24 protein-coding genes are annotated in these 24,498 nt (G+C 70.3%); 10 read left to right on the top strand and 14 right to left on the bottom strand.

Features of this window, described 5'->3' with window-relative positions; translation table 11 throughout:
- Positions 1–206: 206 nt before the first annotated feature.
- Together ABEB12_RS28010 and ABEB12_RS28015 are read right to left on the bottom strand one after the other, a co-directional pair.
- Positions 207–977: a Rieske 2Fe-2S domain-containing protein gene (locus tag ABEB12_RS28010; RefSeq protein ID WP_185064896.1), complete on the bottom strand. Its 771-nt coding sequence runs from the start codon at positions 975–977 to the stop codon at positions 207–209.
- Positions 974–1,570, bottom strand: a complete 597-nt coding sequence (locus ABEB12_RS28015) for a sigma-70 family RNA polymerase sigma factor (RefSeq protein WP_185064895.1) — start codon at positions 1,568–1,570, stop codon at positions 974–976. Before ABEB12_RS28015 ends, ABEB12_RS28010 begins: the two co-directional genes overlap by 4 nt.
- Positions 1,571–1,755: 185 nt before the next feature.
- Here ABEB12_RS28015 and ABEB12_RS28020 point away from each other — a divergent pair, with 185 nt between their 5' ends.
- The 3 genes from ABEB12_RS28020 to ABEB12_RS28030 all read left to right on the top strand — a co-directional run bounded on the left by ABEB12_RS28020 (position 1,756) and on the right by ABEB12_RS28030 (position 4,226).
- A complete protein-coding gene (locus tag ABEB12_RS28020) occupies positions 1,756–2,514 on the top strand; it encodes an SDR family NAD(P)-dependent oxidoreductase (protein WP_185064894.1) in 759 nt (252 codons plus the stop codon).
- Positions 2,514–3,260, top strand: coding sequence for a DUF899 family protein (locus ABEB12_RS28025; protein ID WP_185064893.1), 747 nt, complete (start codon positions 2,514–2,516; stop codon positions 3,258–3,260). Before ABEB12_RS28020 ends, ABEB12_RS28025 begins: the two co-directional genes overlap by 1 nt.
- Positions 3,261–3,476: 216 nt before the next feature.
- Positions 3,477–4,226 carry an alpha/beta fold hydrolase gene (locus tag ABEB12_RS28030; protein ID WP_345703202.1) on the top strand — a complete coding sequence of 250 codons (750 nt, stop codon included), beginning with the start codon at positions 3,477–3,479 and terminating at the stop codon, positions 4,224–4,226.
- Positions 4,227–4,263: 37 nt separating this feature from the next.
- On the opposite strand, the gene ABEB12_RS28035 is transcribed toward ABEB12_RS28030, so the two are convergent.
- Both ABEB12_RS28035 and ABEB12_RS28040 read right to left on the bottom strand, forming a co-directional pair.
- A complete protein-coding gene (locus ABEB12_RS28035; RefSeq protein WP_185064891.1) occupies positions 4,264–5,730 on the bottom strand; it encodes an amino acid permease in 1,467 nt (488 codons plus the stop codon).
- A 124-nt stretch (positions 5,731–5,854) separates the two neighbouring features.
- Positions 5,855–6,046, bottom strand: coding sequence for an ArsR/SmtB family transcription factor (locus ABEB12_RS28040; protein ID WP_345703203.1), 192 nt, complete (start codon positions 6,044–6,046; stop codon positions 5,855–5,857).
- A 611-nt stretch (positions 6,047–6,657) separates the two neighbouring features.
- Between ABEB12_RS28040 and ABEB12_RS28045 the strand changes: the two genes are divergently transcribed.
- Positions 6,658–7,002 (top strand): cupin domain-containing protein, encoded by a 345-nt coding sequence (locus ABEB12_RS28045; RefSeq protein ID WP_345703204.1) that lies wholly within the window; start codon positions 6,658–6,660, stop codon positions 7,000–7,002.
- A gap of 23 nt (positions 7,003–7,025) precedes the next feature.
- On the opposite strand, the gene ABEB12_RS28050 is transcribed toward ABEB12_RS28045, so the two are convergent.
- The gene (locus tag ABEB12_RS28050; RefSeq protein ID WP_185064890.1) at positions 7,026–7,469 is read right to left on the bottom strand and encodes a DUF4383 domain-containing protein; all 444 of its coding nucleotides are present in this window, start codon (positions 7,467–7,469) and stop codon (positions 7,026–7,028) included.
- 160 nt (positions 7,470–7,629) lie between these two features.
- Between ABEB12_RS28050 and ABEB12_RS28055 the strand changes: the two genes are divergently transcribed.
- A complete protein-coding gene (locus ABEB12_RS28055; protein ID WP_185064889.1) occupies positions 7,630–8,190 on the top strand; it encodes an LmrA/YxaF family transcription factor in 561 nt (186 codons plus the stop codon).
- A 38-nt stretch (positions 8,191–8,228) separates the two neighbouring features.
- Here ABEB12_RS28055 and ABEB12_RS28060 read toward each other — a convergent pair whose 3' ends face one another.
- The gene (locus ABEB12_RS28060) at positions 8,229–9,377 is read right to left on the bottom strand and encodes an alpha/beta hydrolase (RefSeq protein ID WP_185064888.1); all 1,149 of its coding nucleotides are present in this window, start codon (positions 9,375–9,377) and stop codon (positions 8,229–8,231) included.
- Positions 9,361–9,861, bottom strand: a complete 501-nt coding sequence (locus ABEB12_RS28065; protein ID WP_345703208.1) for a TetR/AcrR family transcriptional regulator — start codon at positions 9,859–9,861, stop codon at positions 9,361–9,363. Before ABEB12_RS28065 ends, ABEB12_RS28060 begins: the two co-directional genes overlap by 17 nt.
- A gap of 184 nt (positions 9,862–10,045) precedes the next feature.
- Here ABEB12_RS28065 and fdh point away from each other — a divergent pair, with 184 nt between their 5' ends.
- The 3 genes from fdh to nrfD are packed head-to-tail and all read left to right on the top strand — an operon-like array spanning position 10,046 to position 15,053.
- A complete protein-coding gene (fdh, locus tag ABEB12_RS28070) occupies positions 10,046–13,291 on the top strand; it encodes a formate dehydrogenase (RefSeq protein ID WP_185064887.1) in 3,246 nt (1,081 codons plus the stop codon).
- Positions 13,288–14,094 carry a 4Fe-4S dicluster domain-containing protein gene (locus ABEB12_RS28075; protein WP_185064886.1) on the top strand — a complete coding sequence of 269 codons (807 nt, stop codon included), beginning with the start codon at positions 13,288–13,290 and terminating at the stop codon, positions 14,092–14,094. The genes fdh and ABEB12_RS28075 overlap by 4 nt, the downstream gene beginning before the upstream one ends.
- Positions 14,091–15,053: an NrfD/PsrC family molybdoenzyme membrane anchor subunit gene (gene nrfD / locus ABEB12_RS28080; RefSeq protein ID WP_185064885.1), complete on the top strand. Its 963-nt coding sequence runs from the start codon at positions 14,091–14,093 to the stop codon at positions 15,051–15,053. The genes ABEB12_RS28075 and nrfD overlap by 4 nt, the downstream gene beginning before the upstream one ends.
- A 79-nt stretch (positions 15,054–15,132) precedes the next feature.
- On the opposite strand, the gene ABEB12_RS28085 is transcribed toward nrfD, so the two are convergent.
- The gene (locus ABEB12_RS28085) at positions 15,133–16,053 is read right to left on the bottom strand and encodes a patatin-like phospholipase family protein (protein WP_185064884.1); all 921 of its coding nucleotides are present in this window, start codon (positions 16,051–16,053) and stop codon (positions 15,133–15,135) included.
- A gap of 134 nt (positions 16,054–16,187) precedes the next feature.
- Here ABEB12_RS28085 and ABEB12_RS28090 point away from each other — a divergent pair, with 134 nt between their 5' ends.
- Positions 16,188–17,321 (top strand): carboxylate-amine ligase, encoded by a 1,134-nt coding sequence (locus tag ABEB12_RS28090; protein WP_345703205.1) that lies wholly within the window; start codon positions 16,188–16,190, stop codon positions 17,319–17,321.
- 148 nt (positions 17,322–17,469) lie between these two features.
- Here the strand turns inward: ABEB12_RS28090 and ABEB12_RS28095 are convergent, their stop codons facing one another.
- The 3 genes from ABEB12_RS28095 to ABEB12_RS28110 all read right to left on the bottom strand — a co-directional run bounded on the left by ABEB12_RS28095 (position 17,470) and on the right by ABEB12_RS28110 (position 18,976).
- On the bottom strand, positions 17,470–17,802 hold the full coding sequence (locus ABEB12_RS28095) for a plasmid stabilization protein (RefSeq protein ID WP_185064882.1): 333 nt from the start codon (positions 17,800–17,802) through the stop codon (positions 17,470–17,472).
- A gap of 28 nt (positions 17,803–17,830) precedes the next feature.
- A complete protein-coding gene (locus ABEB12_RS28100) occupies positions 17,831–18,058 on the bottom strand; it encodes a hypothetical protein (protein ID WP_185064881.1) in 228 nt (75 codons plus the stop codon).
- Between the two features lie 552 nt (positions 18,059–18,610).
- Positions 18,611–18,976, bottom strand: coding sequence for a metalloregulator ArsR/SmtB family transcription factor (locus ABEB12_RS28110; RefSeq protein WP_185064880.1), 366 nt, complete (start codon positions 18,974–18,976; stop codon positions 18,611–18,613).
- A 38-nt stretch (positions 18,977–19,014) separates the two neighbouring features.
- Here ABEB12_RS28110 and ABEB12_RS28115 point away from each other — a divergent pair, with 38 nt between their 5' ends.
- Entirely contained in the window at positions 19,015–20,112 is a 1,098-nt protein-coding gene (locus ABEB12_RS28115) for a cation diffusion facilitator family transporter (protein WP_185064879.1), read from the top strand.
- Here the strand turns inward: ABEB12_RS28115 and ABEB12_RS28120 are convergent.
- The 3 genes from ABEB12_RS28120 to ABEB12_RS28130 all read right to left on the bottom strand — a co-directional run.
- Positions 20,103–20,315, bottom strand: coding sequence for a hypothetical protein (locus ABEB12_RS28120; RefSeq protein WP_185064878.1), 213 nt, complete (start codon positions 20,313–20,315; stop codon positions 20,103–20,105). The two genes, ABEB12_RS28115 and ABEB12_RS28120, sit on opposite strands and share 10 nt — an antisense overlap.
- A gap of 88 nt (positions 20,316–20,403) precedes the next feature.
- Positions 20,404–21,393: a TauD/TfdA family dioxygenase gene (locus ABEB12_RS28125; RefSeq protein WP_185064877.1), complete on the bottom strand. Its 990-nt coding sequence runs from the start codon at positions 21,391–21,393 to the stop codon at positions 20,404–20,406.
- 31 nt (positions 21,394–21,424) lie between these two features.
- Positions 21,425–24,498, bottom strand: a 3,074-nt coding sequence (locus tag ABEB12_RS28130; RefSeq protein WP_345703206.1) for a Pls/PosA family non-ribosomal peptide synthetase, incomplete at its 5' end; no start/stop codon positions are given.

Genomic DNA, 24,498 nt, shown 5'->3' on the forward strand with positions numbered 1-24,498 from the left:
CTCGATGAGCTCGGTGGGTTCGCGGACGGAGCGACCGTGCATCCGGTCAGCGCCCCCACCCCGACCGCGGCGGCGATACTCCACGCCGCCCCGGCATACCTGACCCGTTCGCCCATGTGAACCGCTCTCCATTTCGGTGACGGGACCCGCCGGTCGGGTCCCTCACCGGTAGATAGGCGCGGCGGTTACGCCAGCTCTCAGCTAGCTCAGGTTGCCGTGTCCGGGGCGAACACCTGGACCATCCCGTCGACCTCGCGGACCTGGAACAACGGCAGCGGCCGGGGCGCCACGGCAAGCTGATAGCGGAGCAGCTGGCCGCCCAGCGCGAACGACGCGTTGTGGCAGGGGCAGTCCAGCCGCCGCGCCTGGGGGTTGAACGCCAGCCGGCAGCCCAGGTGGGTGCACACTCCGGACACCGCCGCCAGTCTCCCGGCGGAGCGGGCCACGAACCCGGTCACGTTGCCGAGGTCGAAGTCGTGCACCCCGCCTTCGGGCAGGTCCGCACTGGCCACCACGGTCCGCCAACGCCCGGAGTTGGGAGCCAGCGTCTCCTGGGCGCCGTCGGGGCCGGAGGAGCCGAGCACATGATCGGCACCGGCACCGATCGCCGCCGCCCCGGCCGCGAGGGATGCGGCCTGGACCACCCGGCGCCGGCTGTGCCCGATGGGTGTCACCGGCCCGGGGGTCGGTTCCTGGTCCTTTGGCGTGGCGTCGTCCTCGCTCCCGTCGGGCCGCGCGGCCGACCCCGCCTCCACGCGACCCGACTCGGCCGGCTCACCGCTCCCGAGCTCCTGGGCCAGCCGGCGGCGCAGGTCGGTGACGAACTCCTCCCGGGGCGCCGCTCCGCCCGGCCGGGCCGCACGCAGGACGATCGCCGTGCGCAGCTCGGCCACTTCGCTCTCTTCGACCCGGAATCGGCGCGGCCGGCGGCCCCGCAGCAGATCCGCCACGAACCGGCGCACACCTCGCTCGCTCATCGGGACACCTCACCGCTCAGTTGGGCAGCGCGGCGCAGCGCCCGATGCTGCAGGACCTTCGCGTTGGACACGCTCACCCCGAGTTCGGCGGCGGCCTCGCGCACCGAACAGCCTTCCAGGAACCGCAACCGCAGAATTCGCCGGTACTGATCGGGCAACGCGGCGAGGATCTCTTCCGCCAGCGCGACCCGGGTCGCGGTGGCCGTGGACTCCGCCTCCTCATCGGCACCCGGACCGTCCCAGCCCTCGGTGACAACGGTGACCTCCCGGCCCAAGGTGTGCCGCCAGTGCTCGGCCAACACCGTCCGGGCCGTCGCCGTCAGATACGCCCGCACCTCACCCACGGTCGCCGAGACCCGCAACGGACGCAGCGCGGCCAGGAACACCTCCGCCGTCAGGTCCTCGGCATCCGCCCGATTACCCAACTTGGCGAACATGAGCCGGTACACCCAGTCCACGTTATCCAGGTACACGGACTCCCAGTCCGGGTACGCCTCGCCGCTGACCGCGCGCAACTCCGGCGCGCGCGAAGCCGATCCGCCGACCCTCCGCGCTCGCGCGTCGCCGGTGCGACCCCGCCTGGTGCCGTCCATCGCATCACCCCGCCCACCCCACCGATGCCAGGCCTACTCACCAATACGCACCGCGGTTACACCCGAGCGCGACCAGTGACCCGGCGCGCCGGTGGCACCGACCAGTTTCGTCGGTCGGTGGTGTCTGAACTGACGCGGGTCCAGCCCGTGATGAGAGCTGACGACCAGGGAAGGTGGACACATTCATGGCGATGATCGCGGACAGTGCGATTCTGGTCACCGGGGGTAATCGGGGTATCGGCCGGGCATTGGTCGAAGAGGCGTTGCGCCGGGGCGCGAGACGGGTATACCTGGGCACCCGGACGCCCCTGACCCACGCCGACCCTCGGGTCGTCCCGCTGGCCTTGGACGTCACCGACCCGGCGCAGGTCCAGGGGGCGGTCGAGAAGGTCGAGTCCCTTGATGTGCTCGTCAACAACGCCGGCGTGGCGCTCTACGACGACCTCAGTGACCTGGCCGCTATCGAACGCTCGTTGGCGGTCAACTTCTACGGCACCCATGGGGTCATTCGGGCGTTCCTGCCGCTGCTGACGCGGTCGCACGGGGCCATCGTGAACAACCTGTCGGTGAACGCGTTCGCGCCCTTGCCACTCATTCCGTCCTACTCGATCTCCAAGGCCGCGACGTTTTCCCTGACGCAGTCGCTCCGCGCGATCCTGGCGCGGCGGGGAATCGCGGTTCACGCCATCCTGACCGGCATCGTGGACACGGACATGTCCCGCGGCGTTGATATTCCGAAAGCCTCTCCGGACGCCGTGGCCCGGGCCATTTACGACGGGGTGGAGCAGGGTCTCGAAGAAATATTCCCGGACCCCATGGCCGAAACCATGGAGAAAAGCTGGCGCGAAGGCGCGGGAAAGGTCCTGGAGCGTCAGTACGCGAAGCTGTACGAAGAAACGACCTACGAGTCCGCGCCGGTTGGCCAGGAAGCGAGCGCCTCGTGATGGAAACACCTCCGATTGTGTCCGCCGAGCAGTGGGAGGCGGCGCGCCAAGGGCTGCTGGCCAGGGAGAAGGAGCTGACGCGAGCCCATGACGCGCTCGCCGCGGAACGTCGGCGGATGCCGTGGCTGCGCGTGGAGAAGGACTACGAGTTCGAGGGGCCGGAGGGACCGGTCGGCCTGGTTGACCTGTTCCAAGGGCGTCGCCAACTGGTCGTTTATCGCGCGTTCTTCGAGCCCGGCGTGCACGGTTGGCCCGACCACGCCTGCCCGGGATGTTCGATGGTCGCCGACCACGTCGGCAACCTCGCCCACCTGAACGCCCGCGACACCACCCTGGTGTTCGTTTCGCGGGCACCGCGGCCGGACATCGAGCGGGTCAAGGAACGGATGGGCTGGCAAATACCGTGGTACACCCTGAGTGGCAGTTTCGACGCCGATTTCGGCGTTGACGAATGGCACGGTACGAACGCCTTCATCCGGTCCGGCGAAAAGGTGTTCCGCACCTACTTCATCAACAACCGTGGCGACGAGGCGCTGGGTAGTACTTGGAGCTACCTCGACATGACCGCGCTCGGCCGGCAGGAGAACTGGGAGGACTCGCCGCCGGGCTACCCCCAGACCCCGCCGTACCAGTGGTGGAACTGGCACGACGAGTACCGCCAGGCCGCCCCGGCCGACGCGGAATGGCTCAACCGTGTCGAGGGCGCGATCGAGGCCGGCCGGGCCACCGCCCGTCGTCGCTCCTGATCGCCGGCCCTGGCGTTCCAGGATCGGCCCATGCCAACAAGAACCCGGCGGGCCGCGTCGACGACGGCCGGCCGGCGTTCGTCGCGCTGCTCGGCCGGGTCGGCCACCACCGCGGCCAGCGCGCAATCGATATACGATAACGCCAAATGTCGACCAAAGAATCGTCGCGCCCGGCGCCCGGCTATGGCTGCTGAGCCTCGGGTCGCGCTTCCCCGCGTGGACGTTCCCGGGGGCACGGTCGAGTATCTCGACGTTCCCGGCGCGATGGACCGCTCCCCGCTGCTGTTTCTCCACGAAGGCCTCGGCTCGGTCGGGCTTTGGCGCGGGTTCCCGGCGAAGGTCGCCGCCGCGACCGGACGGCGCGCCGTCGCCTACTCGCGGCTCGGGCACGGCTGGTCCGATCCGCCACCCACCGGGCGCGGGCCGCGGTTCATGCACGAGGAGGCCGCGGCGGTGGTTCCCGAGTTGTGCACCGCGCTGGGCCTGCGGCGGCCAATAGTCGTCGGGCACAGCGACGGCGCATCGATCGCGCTACTGGTCGCGGCGGCACCCGACGTGGACGTTGCGGGGCTGGTGGTGCTGGCCCCACACGTGTTCGTCGAACCGGTCGGGCTGCGCGGCATCGAGGCGGCGCGACAGACGTTCGTCGAGAGCGACCTGCACCGCCGAATGTCGCGCCACCACCGCGACCCCGAGGTCACGTTCTGGAGCTGGAACGAGGTGTGGCTGTCCGAACAGTTCCGCGACTGGGACCTGCGCCCCGATCTCGGCCGCATCCGCTGCCCCGTACTCGGTGTCCAGGGCACGGCCGACCCGTACGGCACCCTCGCGCACGTCGAGGCGATCCGTGACGGGGCGCAAGGTCGCGTGCGCCTGCTGGTCCTCGACTGCGCTCATTCCCCCCATCTGGAAGCCCCGGAGGCGACACACGACGCGCTGGTGGAGTTCCTCGGCGAGCTGCCGTGACGGCCGAGTGGATGTCGCCGAAGACGCCTCGCCGGGTTCAGGTGTGTTCCGCGCGGTTCTCGACGCCTGATCTGGCGAGGACGTATCCGGCGAGTCCCAGGACGACGATCACGGCGAGAGTGGCGAAGGTGAACAGCTCGAAACCGCCGCGGGTGACGCCCCATCTCTCGACGAAGTCGTAACTGACCCCGAAGACGGGCTCGAGGGTGCCCGGGAGAATGGTCTGCCATACGCCAAGGAGCACCCAGCCGTAGGCGAGCCCGGTACACAGCAGCAGTCCGGTCCGTCCGCCGGGGACCTTGAACGCCCTGGGCGCATTCAGCCGGCGCAGCCGATAGGCGCTGGGCACGATCAACAGGTAGGACATCAGCAATGTGCTGACCGCGATGTTCAGCACGATGCCGAATACCGAAGCCGCGGCACCGTGCTGCAGCTGCGTGGCGGCGATGGTGAACAGGGTCGCGATGGCGCCCGAGAGCAGGTTGACCCGGACCGGGGTGCCGAGCGTTGGGTGGAAGGCGCCGAACCAGCGGGGAAACGTGCCATCGACGGCCGCGATGGCCTGCACCCGGTCGGACGCGATCATCCAGGTACAGCCTTGGCTGAACAACACGTAGATGAACGCGATCGCCGCGACAGTGAGCAGCGGCCGCTGGGCGGGCCCGTAGACGGCGAACACCTCGGCGACGGCGTGCATGAACCCGTCCAGCCCAGTGATCGTCCGCGGCGGCAGCACCACGAGGACACCGACCACCGGGACGAGGTAGCAGAGGGCGGTCACCACACCGGACGCCGCGACCATCACGGGGACATCGCGGCGCGGGTCGTGCATCTCCTCGGCGGCGCCGTTGGGCGCGTCGAACCCGACCAGCGAGAACATCAACACGGCCACCACGCCCAGCAGACCGCCCACCGTCGGGTGCACCAGCCCGGCCAGATCGCCGCGCACCCCATGCTGTGTCGCATAGAGCACGACGGTGCCGGCGAACAGCGCAATCAGCCCGATCTTCACGATGGCGCCCGCGGTGCTGAGCCACTTGCCGTAGCGGAGGCTCACGATCGCGCCGAGAATGGCGATCCAGATGAAGGCCATCTTGAACAGGTAGTCGCCGAGGTCACCGGAGATGATCGGGGACAGGTAGGCGTCCCAGGTGGCGGCGGCGAGCAGGGCCAGCGAACCACCCAGCCACACCGGGTTCGTCACCCAGTAGAAGACCGTGCCGATCGCGGCCGCGAGCCGCCCGAACGCCAGCCGCATCCACACGTACGGCCCGCCTTCCTGGGTGAAGGTGCTGCCCAGCTCGGCGATCAACAAGCCGTACGGGAGGAGAAAGGCGATCGCCAGGACCAGGGTCCAGAAGAACGACTCGGCGCCGTGGGTGGCTATCTGCCCGATCGTGTCGAGGGAGACGATGGCGGCAATGGCGAAGAAGACCGAGTCGATCCGACGCAGGTGCCGACGCAGGTGCCTCGACTCGGTATTGACGAAATCGACCGCGCTCACCCACGGCCCCCTTCTCGACAGTCACGCGAAAGATCTTGCTCGCGACGTTAACCGCCGACGCACAAGCGTCGCCAGCGAAGAAATCCGATGGCGAAGATCGGCCCCGACGATTTTGCGCCGCCACTCAGCCGATCGGCGGAGAGTGGTGGGCGATGTCCAGGTGTACGAGGTCGACCACGCGGGGGTCCTCGATGAAGTAGATCTGGTGTTTGCCCGCGCGTCGGTTACGGACCAGTCCCGCAAGTTTGAGTTTGCCGAGGTGGTGGCTGGTCGTCGGCACGGTCTGCCCAACCTGTTCGGCGAACGACCCCGACATCGCGTTCACCGGCGGCGAGCAGCCACATGATGTGCGGTCGCACGGTGGCCGACAGCAATCCGAAGGTGGCCGCCACATCCTGGAGCAGCGCGGCGCCGACCCGACTCGGGTGGCGGCGCAGATCGGGTTCGAAAGATCGGCCTGGAGGGCGCGGACCGCTTAGGCTGGCGCGGATCGGGTCCCGCCCGGCGGCATTTCCGGTCGGCGCCCGTGCCGTGCTCACGACCAGCGGTTGGCGTAGCGGCCTTCGTCACGCGGCGTCGCCAACCGCCGAGGCCCGCGGACGATTCCACGTCGGTTCCTCGGCGAGTGCGACACCAGCCTGGTTCGATCTTGAAAAACACCAGACTGGTGTCGACTTCGATGAATGGGACGAACCGAACCCGGCCAACACCGGTCACACTCCGTATCGAGGCTGGCGGCCGGGAGCGCGAACCGCGGCAGAGCGGCCAGCGCGCCGCCGTCCAGGCCATCTTTCGAACCCCACCCTCGCCGAACCGGAGGGGGTGAAGGCGCCCTGTACGGCCTCTTAACTGAACGGCCTTGCCGCTAGCCCAAGTGACATTTGCTGTATACAATAAGTATGCGCACGGATTAGGGCGGCTGACTCTGTGGAAATCGACGAGCCACACACCTGGCACCCGTTGACCAATGTCGAAGGGCTGCCCCTGACCGGTGGACACGGCAAGTTTCGGCGACGACTCGACGGCACCCACGGCGTGCTGTTCGAGATCTACTACCCCGCGGGCGTCGGTTCGCCGGTGCACCATCACGAACACGACAGCTTCATATACCTGCTCGAGGGGCTAGTTTTCGGGACCGTTCATGGCCGAGCGGTGCGGCTCGAGCCGGGAACCACCCTCCTGCACCCCCGAGGCATTCCACACACGGTGACCGCGGAGGTGGACAGCCGCTGGCTCGAGTTCAAGGCGCCCCCACAGGCTGGATGGCACTGAACCGGGCTACGGCCGGACGGCGGTCAGCCCGAGCCGTCAGGCGCGGCCGGCGCGAGCGTGATGGCGTCGTGCGTGATCCCGCCGGCCGCGCGCCGCGCGGTCAAGGCGGCGGCGGTGATCACCAGGCCGCCCTCGGCGGCATGGATCCAGTTGCCGAAGGTATCCACGGCCATGAAATGCAGGACGTTGTCACCGCCGGCCAGTCCAAGGCCCGCCACGAGCAGGTAGAACCAGCCGCAGCCGATCCCGTAGGCGAAAGCCGCGCGTGGCCGGTGCGCCAGGAACACCCCGGCGATACCGGTGACGAAATGGAACAGCGCATGCCAACCGTTGACCGTGACCGGGATGAACCCGAAGACCATGACGGTGCACGAGGTCATGTGCGGGCCGAAGGAGAAGCTCGGGCACATGGCGAAGGCGGCCGGACCGTTGCTGACGAACCACAGCGACATCAACAGCAGCAGCACCTGGCCGGGTGAGCGCCGCACATCGGCCAGGTAGCGCGGGATCGTGACGCGTGCGGTCCCAGGCATCGGCGCTCTCCCCCGCTAAGTCGAGTGTCTTAGAATGTGTAGTGAGTGTGTTCTAAGTCGAACGTCATAGTCAAGGGCGTGAAGGGAATCAGCCGTGGCACGCGATACCCGGGAACGCATGATCCGCCAGGCGGCGCTGCTGTTTCGCGGCCAGGGCTACGCGGCCACCGGGATCCGAGAGGTCGCGGAGAAGGCCGGTGCGCACCGCGGGGTGACCTACCACCACTTCCCCGGCGGCAAGACCGAACTGGCGGCCGAAGTGCTCGCCTACGTCGATTCTCAGGTCGGCCCGGTCATCGAGGCCATCTGCGCGACCCAGGCCCCCGTCCCTGCCATGCACGCCATCCTGGCCGGCGCCCGGCTGGTGATGACCGGCGGCAGCCAACCCGCCGGATGCACCGTGGCCGCGATCACCCTCGCCGAGGGCGCGGACGGTCCAGCACTGCGTTCGGCAGCTCGTGAGATCTTCGGCCGCTGGCAGCGGTCGTTCCGGGAGTGCTTGCTCCGCGCCGGAGTGCCCGAGCAACGCGCGGTGGAGATGGCGACCCTGCTCATCGCCGGCCTCGAAGGCGCGCTCGTGCTGTGCCGGGCCGAGGGCGGCACCGAACCTCTCGATCGCGTCGCCGCGGCAATGGAGTACGCCCTGCGAACCTGACCGACACACAGCTCTACCGGGCCTCACCGACCGGCGCCTCAGCGCGTATTGATCAGGTTCCGCGTGAAGAAGCTGGTGACCAGCCGTTCGTAGCGGGTGCTGTCGGCGTTCCAGGTCTGGGTGTGCTCGGCGCCGGGGAACTCCTCGTACTGGATGGGCCAGCCGATACGTGGGCCGAGGGCCGCCAGATCGCGGTTCATCGCGGGCGGTGCTTCTCGGTCTGCCGCGCCCTGTAGGAGCAGTGTCGGTGGCCGGTATGCCGGCGGGTAGCTGAGTAGGTCCAGCTGGTCCATGCGTTGTCCGGTGCGCCAGTCGATGATCCGGTTGACCAGCCCGACGAGCACGTCGGGCATGCCCATCTGTTCCCCACCGACGTACTCCGCGACCCTGGGCATGCTGCTGGTCGGGCAATCCAACAGCACGGCGCTCACCCGGCCGGCCAACGGTGAGCGGGCCAGGAACTGGCCGACTATCTGCCCGCCGTTGGACTGACCGAACAGCGCTACCCGCCGGGCCCCGTGGTCGAAGGCGTAGCGCACCGCCGACTCCACGTCCCGCCACTCGCTCCCGCCGAGGTGCAGCAGTCCGTCCGGGGAGGCGGGGGCGCCCTCATCGTTGCGGTAGGTCACGTACAGCAGGGACAACCCGATGCGGTGCAAGGCCGGGGCGCTGGGCGCGAGTGCTTTGCGTCGACCGTTCTGCCCGTGCACCGCAATCACCCACGCGTCTCCCGCCGGCACGAGCCAGGCCGGCGCGGGCCCCAGCTCGGTCGGCACCATGACCTCCGCGTAGTCCAGGCCGAGCGTGGTCTTCGGGTCCGAGGGCATCGGCGCGCTGACATACACCGCCGTTCCCAGCGTTGGGGTGGACCCGCCGAGCAACGGCCGCTCCACCGACCCAGGCGTCTGGGCGAGCACCGTGCCGACCCGGGCCGCCCCGCCGTCCCATGACAACCAATAGGTTCCCGGGCGGCTCGCCGAAGGGTTGTTCGCGGTGATCACCACGTGCCGGCCGGCCGGGGCGTCACGCACCGCGAGCACGGTCTCGGAGTGCGTTCCGCGGCTCGGAGTGATCTGTTGAGCGGCACCCCACCAACACAGACCCACGACCGCCACCCCCGCAAGCGCCAGCACCACCAGGCCGGTCACCCCGGCCGCGCGAAACCCGCGCCTACGCTCGGAGACCATCGAGGATCCTTCCGGTAGCTCGGGTGCACAACGCACGGAACTCGGACTCGGGCAAGTCGATCGCGCCGGAAAGGTAGAGCTGTACAAGTCGTTGGGTATGCGCGGTCAGGGACAACGCCACCTCGGCCGCGTCGTCGGCACGCAGCGCGCCCTGCCGCATGCCACGCTCGACCAGTTCGACGACCTGCACAAACGTCGCCGAACCGCCTTCGGCGAAGTCAGTGGGAAATCGTCGGCCCTGTTCCCACATCTCGACGAACAGGAAACCGAACAGGTGCGGCTCACCCAGCGCGAAGTCCAGGAAACTGGTCAGGAGATCTTGGATCTCGCTTGCCCAGTCGCCGTCGGTCGACGGGCGCGCCCACTTGGACGCCAGCTCGGCGAACGCGGCGTCGGCCAGCGCGCGCAGCAATGCGTCTCGGCCCGGATAGTGCGTGTAGATGGCCATCGGAGTGATACCGACCGCATCGGCGACCCGCCGCATGCTCACCCGCCGCGACGCCTTCTGACAGCAGGATCGACCGCGCCGCCGACGCGATCCGGCTCGCGGTGCCCTCTCCACTCACGATCTACACCGTATAGTAGGTCGGACGACTCGGACAGCCCTCCGGGTGCCACGAGCCACCAGAGTGATGTTTTCCGGGCCGGGCCGGGGGTACCGGCGGATCATGCGGGCAGTGGAGTGGATCGGGTCCTGGCCGGTGCTGCGGCAGCTGACCGGCTCGGACCGGCTGGGCCTCGGCGCGGCCGCCCAGAGCGAGCGTTCCCGGCGGCTGGAACCGCGCACCCGGAACGCCGACGAGGTGGTGAAGTCGGTGTGCCCGTTCTGCGCGGTGGGCTGCGGGCAGAACGTGTACCGCCGCGACGGACAGGTGATCCAGATCGAGGGCGACCCGGACTCCCCGGTGAGCCGGGGCCGGCTGTGCCCGCGCGGCTCGTCGAGCCTGCAGCTGACCACCGGTCCCGCGCGGGAGCAACGGGTGCGCTACCGGCGCCCGTACGGCACGGACTGGGAGGACCTGGACCTGGACACGGCGATGGACATGATCGCCGACCGGGTCATCGAGTCGCGGCGCAAGGGCTGGCAGTGGGAGGTGGACGGCCGGCGCACCCGGCGCACCCTGGGTTTCGCCAGCATGGGCGGCGCCACGCTGGACAACGAGGAGAACTACCTGATCAAGAAGCTGTTCACCGCGCTGGGCGCGATCCAGATCGAGAACCAGGCGCGCATTTGACACTCCGCCACGGTCCCCGGTCTGGGGACCAGCTTCGGTCGCGGCGGGGCGACCACCTTCCCCGCCGACCTCCGCAATTCGGACTGCATCGTGATCCAGGGCTCCAACATGGCCGAGTGCCATCCTGTGGCCTTCCAGTGGATCGTCGAGGCCAAGGCGCGCGGGGCGAAGATCGTGCACATCGATCCCCGGTTCACCCGGACCAGCGCGCTGGCCGACCGGCACGTGCCGCTGCGGGCCGGCACCGACATCGCGTTCCTCGGCGGGATCATCAACTACGTGCTGCGGCACGACCGGTACTTCCGGGACTACGTGCTGCACTACACCAACGCGGCCAACATCATCAGCGAGGACTTCCAGGACACCGAGGACCTGGACGGCGTGTTCTCCGGGCTGGACGAGGACGGCCGCACCTACGACTTCCACTCCTGGAGCTACCGGGACACCGAGGTGCAGGCCGCGTCCGGCGAGCGGGAGCAGGTGGCCTCCGACCGGTACGGGCACGCCCCGGTCCGGGAGGCGGCGCGGGGCGAGGCGCACGGCTCGGGCGGCGCGCCGGTGCCGACGGACGCGCCCCGGGACGAGTCGATGACCGACCCCCACTGCGTGCTGCGCATCCTGGAGCGGCACTACGCCCGCTACACGCCGGAGGCGGTGGCGGACATCTGCGGTGTGCCGGAGCGGGACTTCCTGCGGGTGTGCGAGTTGCTCGCCGACAACTCCGGCCGCGAGCGGACCAGCGCCTTCGTCTACTCGGTCGGCTGGACCCAGCACACCACCGGCGTGCAGTACATCCGGGCGGCGTCGATCCTGCAGACCCTCCTGGGGAACATCGGCCGGCCCGGTGGCGGGATCCTGGCCCTGCGCGGGCACGCGTCCATCCAGGGCTCCACGGACATCCCGACGTTGTTCGACCTGCTGCCCGGCTACATCCCGATGCCGCACGCGCACCGCGCGGACGACCTGGAGAGCTTCGTCGAGGCGGAACGCACCGCCAAGGGCTTCTGGGCGGAGATGCGGTCGTACACGGTGAGCCTGTTGAAGGCGTACTGGGGCGACGCCGCCACCGAGGACAACGACTACCGCTTCGACTACCTGCCCCGGCTCACCGGCAGCCACAGCAACTACGAGACGGTGCTGGCCCAGCTGGCCGGCGAGTGCACGGGCTACTTCGTGCTGGGCGAGAACCCGGCGGTGGGCACGTCCAACGCGGGCATGCAGCGGCGGGGCATGGCCAACCTGGACTGGCTGGTGGTGCGGGACTTCTCACTGATCGAGAGCGCCACCTGGTGGAAGGACGGCCCGGAGATCGAGTCCGGGGAGATGCGCACCGAGGACATCGGCACCGAGGTGTTCTTCCTGCCGGCCGCCGCGCACACCGAGAAGGACGGCAGCTTCACCAACACTCAGCGGCTGCTGCAGTGGCACCACGCGGCGGTGGAGCCGGCCGGCGACGTGCGCAGCGAGCTGTGGTTCATGTACCACCTGGGTCGGCGGATCCGGGCCAAGCTGGCCGCCAGCACCGACGAAATGGACCACCCGCTGTTGGACCTGACCTGGGACTACCCCACGCACGGCCGGCTGGAGGAACCGAGCGCCGAGTCGGTGCTGGCCGAGATCAACGGCTGCGACGCGGACGGCCAGCCGCTGTCCTCCTACCTGGAGCTGAAGGGCGACGGCTCGACCAGCTGCGGCTGCTGGATCTACTGCGGCGTGTACGCCGACGGGGTCAACCAGGCGGCCCGCCGCCGGCCGGGTGGCGAGCAGAGCTGGATCGCCCCGGACTGGGGCTGGGCCTGGCCGGCGAACCGCCGAATCCTCTACAACCGCGCGTCCGCCGACCCGGACGGCAAGCCGTGGAGCGAGCGCAAGGCGTTGCTGCGCTGGGACGCCGACGAGGGCCGGTGGACCGGACCGGACATCCCGGACTTCCCGCCCACGACCGCGCCGCACCACCGGCCGCCCGAGGACGCCCAGGGCGCCGAGGCGCTCGGCGGGGACGACCCGTTCATCATGCAGGGCGACGGCAAGGCGTGGCTGTTCGCGCCGGCCGGTCTGGTGGACGGCCCGCTGCCCACCCACTACGAGCCGACCGAGTCGCCGGTGCGCAACCCGCTGTACCGGCAGCAGCGCAACCCGATCCGGCAGGTCAGCGCGCCCGGCCACCGGCACGACCGGCTGGCGCCGTTCGGTTCGCCGGTCTACCCGTACGTGGCGACCACCTACCGGATCGCCGAGCACCACACCGCCGGCGGGATGAGCCGCTGGCAGCCCTACCTGGCCGAGCTGGCACCGGAGTTCTTCTGCGAGGTCTCCCCGGAGCTGGCCGCCGAGCGGGGCCTGGAGCACGCGGGGTGGGCGACCGTCGTCAGCGCGCGCGGCGCGATCGAGGCGCGGGTGATGGTCACCGGGCGGATCCGCTCGCTGCGGGTCGGCGGGCGGATGGTGCACCAGGTCGGGCTGCCCTACCACTGGGGGCAGAACGGGCTGGCCACGGGCGACGCGGCCAACGAGCTGACCCACATGGTGCTGGACCCGAACGCGCACATCATGGAGACCAAGGCGCTGGCCTGTGACATCCGCCCCGGCCGGCGCCCGCGCGGGGCCGACCGGGATCGGCTGGTCGCCGCCTACCAACGCCGCGCCGAGCTGTTCGAGCGCAACGGAGGACCGGAATGACCATCGGAAACGTCACGGACCTGCCCGACCCGAGGGTCGGGTTCTTCACCGACACGTCGGTCTGCATCGGCTGCAAGGCCTGCGAGGTGGCGTGCAAGGAATGGAACGGGGTACCGGCCACCGATGTCCTGGACTTCACCGGCATGTCCATGGACAACACCGGCACCCTCGGCGCGAACACCTGGCGGCACGTGGCGTTCATCGAGCAGCGCGTGCCCTCCGGCGACACCCGCTGGCTGATGTCCTCGGACGTCTGCAAGCACTGCACGCACGCGGCCTGCCTGGACGTCTGCCCGACCGGTTCGCTGTTCCGCACCGAGTACGGCACCGTGGTGGTGCAGGAGGACATCTGCAACGGCTGCGGCTACTGCATCCCGGCCTGCCCGTACGGCGTGATCGACCAGCGCAAGGAGGACGGCCGGGCCTGGAAGTGCACGATGTGCTACGACCGGCTGGGCGACGGGATGGAACCGGCCTGCGCGAAGGCCTGCCCCACCGACTCGATCCAGTTCGGCCCGCTGGACGAGCTGCACGAACGCGCCGACCGGCGGCTGGCCGACCTGCGCGATGCCGGCGTCGAGGAGGCCCGGCTGTACGGGCGGGATCCGGACGACGGCGTCGGCGGGGACGGCGCGTTCTTCCTGCTGCTGGACCAGCCCGAGGTGTACGGGCTGCCGCCGGACCCGGTGGTGACCACCCGCGACCTGCCGTCGATGTGGCGGCACGCCGGCATGGCCGCCCTCGGCCTGGTCGGCGGCACCCTGGCCAGCTTCCTGCTCGGCCGGAAGGGGGCCGCGCGATGAGCCCCCGGCGGAACGGTGAACGGCCGGTGGTGCCCGAGGCCGAGTTCGGCTCCTACTACGGCCGGCCGGTGCTGAACCCGCCGACCTGGCGCACCACCGACATCGCCGGATACCTGTTCCTCGGCGGGCTGGCCGGGGCGTCCTCGCTGCTCGGCGCGGGTGCGCACGCGACCCGGCTGGACCGCCTCGCGCGGGTGGCCAAGCTCGGGGCCGCGGGCGCCGCCGGGTTGTCCCTGGTCGCCCTGGTGCACGACCTGGGCCGGCCGGCCCGGTTCCTGAACATGCTGCGGGTGTGCAAACCCACCTCCCCGATGAGCGTCGGCTCGTGGCTGCTCGCCGGGTACGTCCCGCTGGCCGGCGCCGCCGCGGCCAGCGACCTAACCGGGAAGCTGCCCCGGATCGGTGCCGCCGCGACGGCCGGCGCGGCGGCGCTGGGGCCCGCGGTGGCCAGCTACACCGGGGTGCTGATCAGCGACACCGCCGTGCCGGCCTGGCACACCGGATACCGGGAGATGCCCTACCTGTTCGCCGGTTCGGCCGCGACCGCCGCCGGCGGGCTCGGGCTGCTCGGTGCCCCGGCCGGGCAGGCGGGCCCGGCGCGGGTGCTGGCCACCGCCGGGGTGGCCGGCGAGCTGGCCGCGCTCGAACTGATGCGCCACCGGGCCGGGACGGTCGCCGAGTGCTACCGGGACGGCCCGGCCGGCCGCTGCCTGCGCGCGGCCACCGGACTGTCCGTCGCCGGGGTGGCCGGCGCGCACCTGGGCCGAGGCCGTCGGTTCGCCCACGCGTTGTCCGGCCTCGCCTTGCTCGGCGCATCCTGCCTCACCCGGATCGGGCTGTTCCGGGCCGGCGTAGCGTCCGCCGAGGACCCGAAATACACCGTCCTGCCCCAGCGCGAACGGCTGGCCACCCAGAGATCCCAGGCTCAAGGGCGCCCGGCAGCCGCATCAGGCGGGTGATGCAGTCCGAGCTGCTGCGCCTCGGCGATCACCCGCCAGCGCTCGGCCGAATACCGAGGGTCGGCAAGGACCCTGGTGGTCAGGCGGCCGCCAGCCGGCGCCGTGCCGAACGCAGCGCACGGGACACCGTCTCCCGGGCCAGTTGCAGCACGTCGTGGCGGCGGGTGCCGTCCATCATGTTCGCACCCATCAGCTCGAGATCCTCGGCGTTCGGGGTCAGCAGGTGAACACGGGCGCCGCCCTCCTGGAGCCGGGCCACCTCACGCAGCGTGCGGCGGGTGACCACCCGCCGCCACAGCCGCTCCAGCCGGGCCAGCGCGCCGGCCGGCCGGTCGAGGTGCCGGGAGGCCATCGGGGCCAGCACGTACACCTCGTCCAACGCCTCCCCGGCGAGCAGGTCCGCGTTGCACGGCGAACAGACCGCGCCGTCCACGTACGGCACCCCGCGCACCCGCACCGGCGCGTACCAGACCGGCACCGCGCAGGAGGCCATCACCGCGCGGGCCAGCGACGAGCGGGGACCTTCCGGGCGGCCGAACACCGTCCGCGAGCCGGTGTCGTAGTTCATCGCCACCGTCCAGGTGTTGGCCGGCCAACGCGGCCCCGGGCGGGCGCGCCCCACCAGGCTGCCCACCGAGGCCAGCGACCCTCGGCCCCTCGGCAGCAGGGCGGCGCACACCGCGAACGGCGAGACCGACCACGGCGGGCACACCGCCCGCCAGGCCAGTGGCTTGGACCCCACCCCGAAGCTCGGGGCGCCCGGCCAGCACGGCTGCTCGGCCAGGTCGAACGCCGCGCGCTCCCCGCACAGCTCGCGCACCGACTTGCCCGCGCGCAGCAGGGCCGCCAGCACGGCTCCGGCTGACGTACCGACCACCAGGTCCGCCTCGCCGAGCTCCCAACCCAGCACGTCCCGCATCGCCGACAACGCGCCGACCGACCACGCCGCGCCGAGATATCCCCCGGCCCCCAGCACCAGCCCCCGCCGCCTCTTGTTCATACGCTTTCAGCTACCCGGCGTAACCGAGCACAAACCCGGCGTTCAATCGGACAAAGCCCGTCGTGCCGGTTTAGCCCCGGACGGCCGGGGTAACGCCATTTTTCGAACCCGTCGTTGGCGGAATGGGTGGCGTGGTGGCGCTTCGCACGATCGGCGTTGAGGAAGAGTTCCTTCTGGTTGGTCCTGAGGACGGGCGGCCGAGGGCGGTTGCCGCCGCGCTGCTGGACGCCGAGGCCGACGAGTCGGCGGAGCGGGATCTGCCGGACGTGGAGTCGGAGCTGCAACGTCAGCAGATCGAGACCGCCACCAACCCCTGTACCAGCCCGGAGGAGTTGTTCACCGAGCTCGGGCAGGCCCGGCGCAACGCCGCCGAGCGGGCACAGCAGGCCGGCGCCGCGCTGGTGGCGCTGGGCACCTCGCCGATGTCGGTGAGCACCGAGGTGTTTCCCGACCCCCGCTACCGGCGCATCGCCGACCGGTTCGGGATGACGGCGCAGGAGCAGTTGACCTGCGGTTGTCATGTGCACGTCGGGATCGACTCGGACGAGGAAGCGATCGGGGTGCTCGACCGGATCCGGCCGTGGCTGAGCGTGCTGCTGGCGCTGTCGGCGAACTCGCCGTTCTGGCGTGGCGATGACTCGCGCTACGCCAGCTACCGCGCCCAGGTCTGGCCGCGCTGGCCCTCGGGTGGGCCGACCGGCCCGTTCGGTTCGCCGGAGGCGTACCGGGCCACGGTCGAGGCGATGACCGCCACGAAGACCATCCTGGACGACGGAATGATCTACTTCGAGGCGCGCTGGTCGAACAAGTACCCGACGGTGGAGATCCGGGTGGCCGACGTGTGCACGAACACCTCGGACGCGGTCCTGTTGGCCCTGTTGTCGAGGGGCCTGGTGGACACCGCCGCCCGGTCCTGGCGCGCCGGCGACCCGCCACCCGAGGCCCGGGTGGAGCTGCTCAAGCTGGCCTCCTGGCGGGCCAGCCGCTCGGGTCTGGACGACGAACTCGTTGATCCCCGCACCTGGCGGCCCGCGCCCGCCGGCGAGGTGGTCGCCGCGCTGCTGGAACACACCGGAGACGCGCTGGCGGCCAGCGGCGACCAACACCTGGCCAAGGAACTGACCTCCGAGTTGCTCGAGCGGGGCAACGGCGCCCAGATACAGCGCGCGGACTACCGGCAGGCCGGCCGGCTGGAAGACATCGTGAGCCGAGCGATCAGCCGCACCATCGACCCCAACTCCCCACATGGATCCGTCCACAGCGGCTAGCCGATCGACCAAGCGAGCCGGAGGCACCGCCGGAGCCGGCGTTGTCCCGGTTCGACAAGTTCGCCACCAGCGCCGGTTGACCTCGGCGGCCAGGAAGGCCCTTCGGCCAGCCCGGCCGCGTCGAGGTAGCGGCCCGTGATTTACCAGATCAGCGCTGGGCGCCGACGGCGTGTTCCAGCTGGGACTTGGTCATCTTCGAACGGCCCTTCACGCCTTTGCGCTTCGCATCCTGGTAGAGCTGCTCCTTGGTACGGCCCTTGCTCCCGGTGTGCGAGCGCTTTCCACCTCGGTGCTGGGGGGAGGCATCCTGGGTCGAGGTGCGACTGGCCTGCCTGGACTCCCCCGACCGGGCCCGGTTCTTGTTCACCGTGCGGGCGGCGATCTCCTCCGCCCGGCCGGCGGACGCACCGCGTTCCTTCGCGGAGTCCTTCACATGCTCGTACTGCCGTTCCCGTTTGTCACTCCAAGCCTGTTGGGGCATCGACAACTCCCTTCCTCACTGCAGTCAGCTACCCCGGTAAGAGGCGAGCATGCGCGCGGGAAGGCACGTCACCCTTCGGCGCGCCTCGACCGCGCCGACCGAACCGCTGCTCCTCGGCCCGTTGCCCATCGTTGATGCCGGCCACCTCGCCGTCGAAGGAGCCGGTGGCCATGAACGACAGCACCCGGGCCCGTGCTCGCTGAGCACCTCGCGGGAACATGCCGATGGTGAACAGGGAGAACGAGCCCGGCGCCACGGTGCCGTAGAGCGCCTCGGCGGCGGCTGATGCCGATCAGGAACGGCGCCGCGGTGGCGTCCGCGATGCGGATGCGCACGTCATCCCCGACTCGGCGGCTGCCACACCCGCCCGGCCGCCGTCATACTCGGGCCGGTGAGGCTCGGTGCGGGCGCGGTAGCCACCGCCAGGTTTGTGGGGTTCCTATTGCTGCTGCTGGTGTTCCTGGCCGGTCTGTACGTGTTGATGACCAACATGTGAGTCAACGGTCGGGGTCCTCCAGCCGGTAGCCGTGGCGCCGCAGGGTGACGATGCGCGGTATCCGGCCGTGTTCGGACATCGTGTCGAGCTTGCGCCGCAGCGCCGCGACGTGCTGCCGATGGTTTCGTCGTCCTCCACCACCAGCACCCGGTGCCCGTTCTCCCCGGTGCCGAGCACCTTCGTCAGCCGGCTCGTCGTCAGGCCTCCCGGGTGGGCTGGAACTGGGATTCGACTGCCGAAGGTAGGTACCGGCCCGTTAGCAGCCACGCTCGCGCAGGTAAGCCGGAGGCAAGAAGTTGCTGATAAACGGGCTCATTCCGGCCTACCCACGTGGTGGGGCAGCGCGTGGACCGTGTGGTCGGCGAACTCGAGCGCCTCGGCTACCAGCCCGCTGAGATGGTCGCTGGTGATCCGGTAGAGCATCCGCCGGCCCTCCCGCCGGGCCCGTACCAGACCGGCCAGGCGCAGCCGCCCGAGATGCTGGGACACCGAGGACCGCGACGCCGGCACCCGCGAAGCCAGCGTGCTGACGTCTTGTTCCTCGCCGAGCAGGCACAACAGGTGCAGCCGGGTGGGGTCGGCCAGGTGGCGCAACACCTCGGCCGCCACCTGGTAGCGGGTGTCCACATCTGGCTGTCGCCCCACCTTGGCAGGTGCCACATCGTTGTGCGCGCGCATGGTTGCATAGTGCTCGTGAGCAGGGAACCATGGCAAGCATGGCGCCTCCGGAAGACGAAACGCGGCCGGCCGGGCACGGGCACGGGCACGGGCACGGGCACGGGCACGGGCACGGGCACGGGCACGGGCACGGGCACGGGCACGACGAGACCTCGTGGTGGACCGCCCTGCGGAACCGGCTACGGCATGTGGTGACCCCGCACAGCCATGACAGCGCCGACCGGTTCGATGCCGCGCTGGAGGCCAGCCGCGAGGGGATGCGGACCCTGGTGTGGTCGTTCGCGGTGCTGTTCGTCACGGCGATCGCCCAGCTGGTGCTGGTGTTGTTGACCGGGTCGGTGGCGCTGCTGGGCGACACCATCCACAACTTCGCGGACGCGATGACCGCAATCCCGGTGGGCATCGCGTTCCTGCTGGGCCGCCGGGCCGCGACTCGGCGGTTCACCTACGGTCTGGGCCGGGCAGAAGACCTCGCCGGCCTGGTGGTCGTGCTGATCATCGCCAGTTCAGCGGCACTGGCCGGGTACGAAGCGGTGCTGCGGCTGCTGGAGCCGCAACCGGTGCGGTATCTGTGGGTGGTCGCGGTCGCGGGCGTTCTCGGGTTCATCGGCAACGAGCTGGTGGCCCGCTGGCGGATCCGGGTGGGGCGGCGGATCGGTTCGGCGGCGCTGGTCGCGGACGGCCTACACGCCCGAACGGACGGGTTCACCTCGCTCGCCGTGGTGGCCGGCGCCGGGGGCATGGCCCTGGGCTGGCCGATCGCGGACCCGATCATCGGCCTGCTGATCACGGCGGCCATCCTGCTGGTGCTGCGCGACGCCGTGGCCGAGGTTTTCGGCCGGCTGCTTGACGCGGTCGACCCAGCCGCGGTGGAGCTGCTGGAACGCGCCGCCGCCGCGACCCCGGGCGTGGTCGGCGCGGGGCAGGTGCGGATGCGCTGGATCGGGCACAGCCTGCACGCCGAGGTGGCCATCGCGGTGGACCCGCGGCTCACCGTCGAGCAGGCCCACCGGCTCGCTCACGAGGTGGAGCACGACCTGGTGCACGCGGTGCCCCGGCTGACCGCGGCGGTGGTGCACACCGAGCCGGTCACCGGCGCCGACGCCGCGCACGGCGTCCTGACGCATCACCGCTGACACCAGGGAGTTTGCCGGTCGATAATCGCCCGATTCCTAGCGTCGTCTCCGACATCGAGCACCAACGCGGTCTTCTTCTTGCTGTCGCCGTTCTGGGCGCCGCCGACCGGAATCCCGGCCTCGATGAACCCGGACTCGTCGTCACCGACGAACTCGATCATTTCCGGTTTCACCCCGGTCCGCGCCAACTGGTCGGCCAGCACCCGCCCCACGCTCGCCGAACCGCGCGGACCAGCCGTGGAGGTGTCATCCCCCGGACAGCAAATATCGACGGGCGGGAGACGACAGCAATCACTCGGCCGAGAAACCGCCCGTGCCCACCGGGTCGGCCAGGCCGACCAGTACCTCGCGAGGCCCCTGGAAGGGCTCGAGGCTGTGCGCGGTCCGGATGTTGTCGACCAGCAGCAGATCGCCGGACTGCCACGGCTCGCGGCGGGTGTTGGCCTGGTATGCCTGAGTGATCGGGTGCACGATGTGCGGTCCGATCGGGTCACCGTTGCCGAAGTGGGTGTTGAAGGGCAGCGACTCCCGGCCGTAGACATCCACCAGGAACTCCCGCACGTCCGGGTCCAGCGTCCACTCGTTCAGGAACGCGATCTGGTTGAACCAGCAGTTACGACCGCTGATCGGGTGGGCCACCACCGCGTAGCGCCGCTGCCAGGTGCGCAGCCCGCCACCGGACTGCCACTCGAAGTCGATCGCGTTGGCCCGGCAGTAGTCCTCCACGGCCCCCCGGTCGGCGGTGCCGAACGCCTCCGCGTAGGACGCGCCCATCTCCTCGTTGTAGTTGCGCGACAGCAGCCAGCCCTCCCGCTCGAACCGGGCGACCAGGTCCGCCGGCAGCGCATCCAACACCGCGGCCGAGTCGCAGACGGCGGTCGCGCCGCCCGCCCCGGGCGCGGTGCGGCAGGCGAACATCATCAGGTTCGGAAACTCCAGCGCATAGCTCAGCTCGTGGTGCATGCACATCGGCTCGTTCGGCTGCCACTTGGTCGAGGAGTACACCCCCGGCGCGTAGGCCGTGCGAGGCGCGAACGACTCCCGCTCACCCATCAGCCCGCCCGAGGCCAACCGCTGGAACACGGCGCCAACCTGGCCCGTGTCACCCAGCCCCAAACCCCGGACCAGCAGCGCGCCGTGCTCGTCGATCACCGCGTGCAGGGCATCCCGATGCTCGGCCACCCAGGTCGGTGCGTCACCAGTGAGCTCCGCCCGCAGGATCGGCGGCTTGCCCGGAGAGACTTCCAGGCCTCGCAGGGAAGAGGCGTTTGGAGTGGACATCTCGGTTCCCTTCGGTGCGGGTCGCTGAGGGTCAGGAGGAATACACCCGGTCAGCGTTCGCGATTTCCTGCGCCGGGTTTCCGCCCCAGTACTCCCCGGACGGGATCTCCTCGCCCTTCATCAGGAATGAGTCGGCGGCCAGCTCGGACCCGTCGCCCATGGTCACGCCGTAGTGCACGAACGCACCGACGCCGAGCGTGCAGCCGGCACCGAGCGCGCTGAGGTCCGACTTGAAGGCACCGTCCTCCTGCGAGTGGCACCAGATGTAGCTGCCCTCGTTGAGGGTGCAGTCGTCGCCGATGGTGGCGAAGGTGCGCTCGGTGAGGAAGCAGCCGTCGTCGAACACCCGGCGGCCGACCCGCGCGCCCATCATCCGCCAGATCACGTTCTTGAACGGAGTGCCGTTGAACAGGCCGACGAACCCGTCCGCGCGCACCTTCCAGTAGCGCTCGTGCCGCCAGAAGTCGCGGTCGTAGATCGAGACGCCGTCCGGGCGCAGCGCCTGGAGCCCGCGCACCGTGCGGTCCACCAGCACGAAGTAGACGGCGGTGAACAGCACGGTCAGCGCGTTGGACGCGGCGAAGGCGAGCACCCCGAGCGAGTGGTAGAGGTCGATCGCGCCCAGGGTGAACAGGCTGACCATGAGGAAGTACAGCCACAGCGACAGCAGGCGCAGCAACATGCTGGCCACGTTGTGCCGGTTCTTCCCGGCCAAGCCCCGCCGCAGTTCCTCGGCGCTGTTCAGGCCGAACTTGTGGTCCCGCGCCACGGTTCGGGGGATCTCGAAGCAGGGCGAGCCCAGCAGGCCCACACCCTCCCGGATCTCGCCGTCGATCGGCACCATGACCTTCGTCGCCAGCAGGCAGTTGTCCCCCGTCCGGCCCTGAGCCGGGTAGGCAACCAGGTTCCCCAGGAAGTTGTACGCCCCGATGGACACCGCGGACACCCGGAAGGACGTGCTGGAGAAGTCGGCATTGATGATCGACAGCCCGTCGGCGATCACCGTGCCGCTGCCGGCCGAGCTCAGGTACGGGTTGTCCTGCTTGACGTCCATGCCGAAGTTCGAGCCGGTCTGTTCCACGTTGTGCAGGCCGTAGCCGAGGGACCGCAGGAAGTCCACGATGTACGAGCTGTCGCCGAACAGGTGGGTGTAGAACTTGCGGTTGGTGATCCGGGTGATCGCCCGCTGCACCCAGTGGTGGAAGCCGTAGAGCCGGTACACCTTGCCCGGCGTGATGAACAGGCCGAGCAGGCGCGGTGCGATGAACACGAACAGCAGGCCGCCGACCACCCCGCCGAGGAACAGCAGCACGGAGGCGACGATCGCGTCGGCGTAGAACGCCCAGCTGGTGAACGCCAGCGGGCCGTTGCCGAGCAGCGTGCGCACCCACGGCACGGCGCCGAGCAGCAAGTACAGCCCGCCGAGGGCCAGTGGCAGGTAGACGAACAGCCCAACCACCAGCTGGCCGGTGGCCCACAGCGCCCTGCGCGCGGTGCCCACGCGGGCCGGTGGCACGACGCGGTAGTCGGTGTCGGTCGGCTGGGCCGGGGAGCCGTGCCAGCGCTCGCCGGCGGGCACCGCCTGCCCGGCGTGCAACGCCGAGGAGTGGCCCAGCTGCGCCCCGTCGCCGATCGAGGTGCCGATGTCCAGCACCGTCGCCTCGCCGATGTAGACGTCCCGGCCGAGGGTCACCGGGCCGACCTCGATGACGCCGGCCCGCGCCCGGTAGCAGTTGAAGAATGTGTCCTTGCGGATGACCGTGCCTTCGCCGATGGTCAGCATGTCGGTGCACACCGGCACATGGGTGGACAGGATGGTGACGCCCCGCCCGATCTTCGCGCCCAGCGCCCGCAGGTAGAGCACCTGCAGCGGCGAGCCGCCCATCCGCGCCAGCGGGCTCATCCGGATCAGCGTCTTGACCAGCCAGAAGCCCACGTAGGGCAGGCTCCAGACCCGCAGCTCCTGGGGCTTCCAGCGGCCGATGATCAGCCACTTGGCCACGATCGGCAGGGAGACCAGGCCCAGGAAGGCCGCCGTGCCCACCTCGACCGAGCGGAGGTAGATGTCCAGCTCGGCGGTGGCGGTGGAGATCCACTCCGCGCCCCGGACGGTGGCCAGCGCGACCAAGCAGCAGTAACCGAGGAAGAACAGCAACTGCAGGGCCGCGCACAACACGTACCGGGGCTTGCCTGCCGGCGCCGGACGCCGCCGCCGCACCTCCCGCGCGAACCTCGCCACCTCCGCCGAAGGCGGAACCGGCGAGGAGACCGACAGAACGGCCGGCAGCGTGCCAGACGGTGCAAGCGACGCGGCAACCGACGCCACCGTCAGCCCACCCGCTCCAGGCTCAGACTCCCCGAGCGCCGTGGCCAGGCCACGGATGGTGGTGTGCCGGTAGATGTCCTTCATGGACACCGAGGGAAGGTCGAGGCGCTTGCGTGCCCGGGCGCAGAACCGGGCCATCACCATCGAGTCCGCACCCAGGTCGTCGAAGAAGTTGCCGTCCACCGACACCTCATCGATGCCCAGCACCTGGGCGAGCACCTCGGCGAAGCCGCGCTCGGTCGAGGTGGACGCCGGGTCGGCGAGGGCGGTGGCCAGGCCACGGATGGTGGTGTGGCGGTAGATGTCCTTCATCGACACCGAGGGCAGGTCCGGCTGCTTGCGCGCCCGGGCGCAGAACCGGGCCATCACCATCGAGTCCGCACCCAGGTCGTCGAAGAAGTTGCCGTCCACCGACACCTCATCGACGCCGAGGACCTCGGCGAGCACCTCGGCCAAGGCCTGCGCGATGCCAGACGCCGGGGCGGCGGGCGCCTCGGCCAGCGGTGCGAGCGCCTCGGCCAGCGCCGGCGAGGCGGGCGGGAGCTCCACCGTGGGGTTCGGCGCCTGGACGGGCAGCATCTGGGTGGGCAACGCGGCGCCGTCGCCACCGGTCACCGCGCCGGCTGCCTGGGGCCGGGTGATCTGTCCGTGGTATTCGATCTCGCCGTTGGTGTTGACCCGGCCCAGGTCGCCGGTGCGGTAGATCCGCCCGGATGGGTTGCCCGGGATGCCCAGGAAATCGGGGATGAACGCCTCCCGGGTGAGGTCCTCGCGGTTGA

The organism is Actinospineispora eucalypti (assembly GCF_039543365.1).
Lineage (GTDB): Bacteria > Actinomycetota > Actinomycetes > Mycobacteriales > Pseudonocardiaceae > Pseudonocardia > Pseudonocardia eucalypti.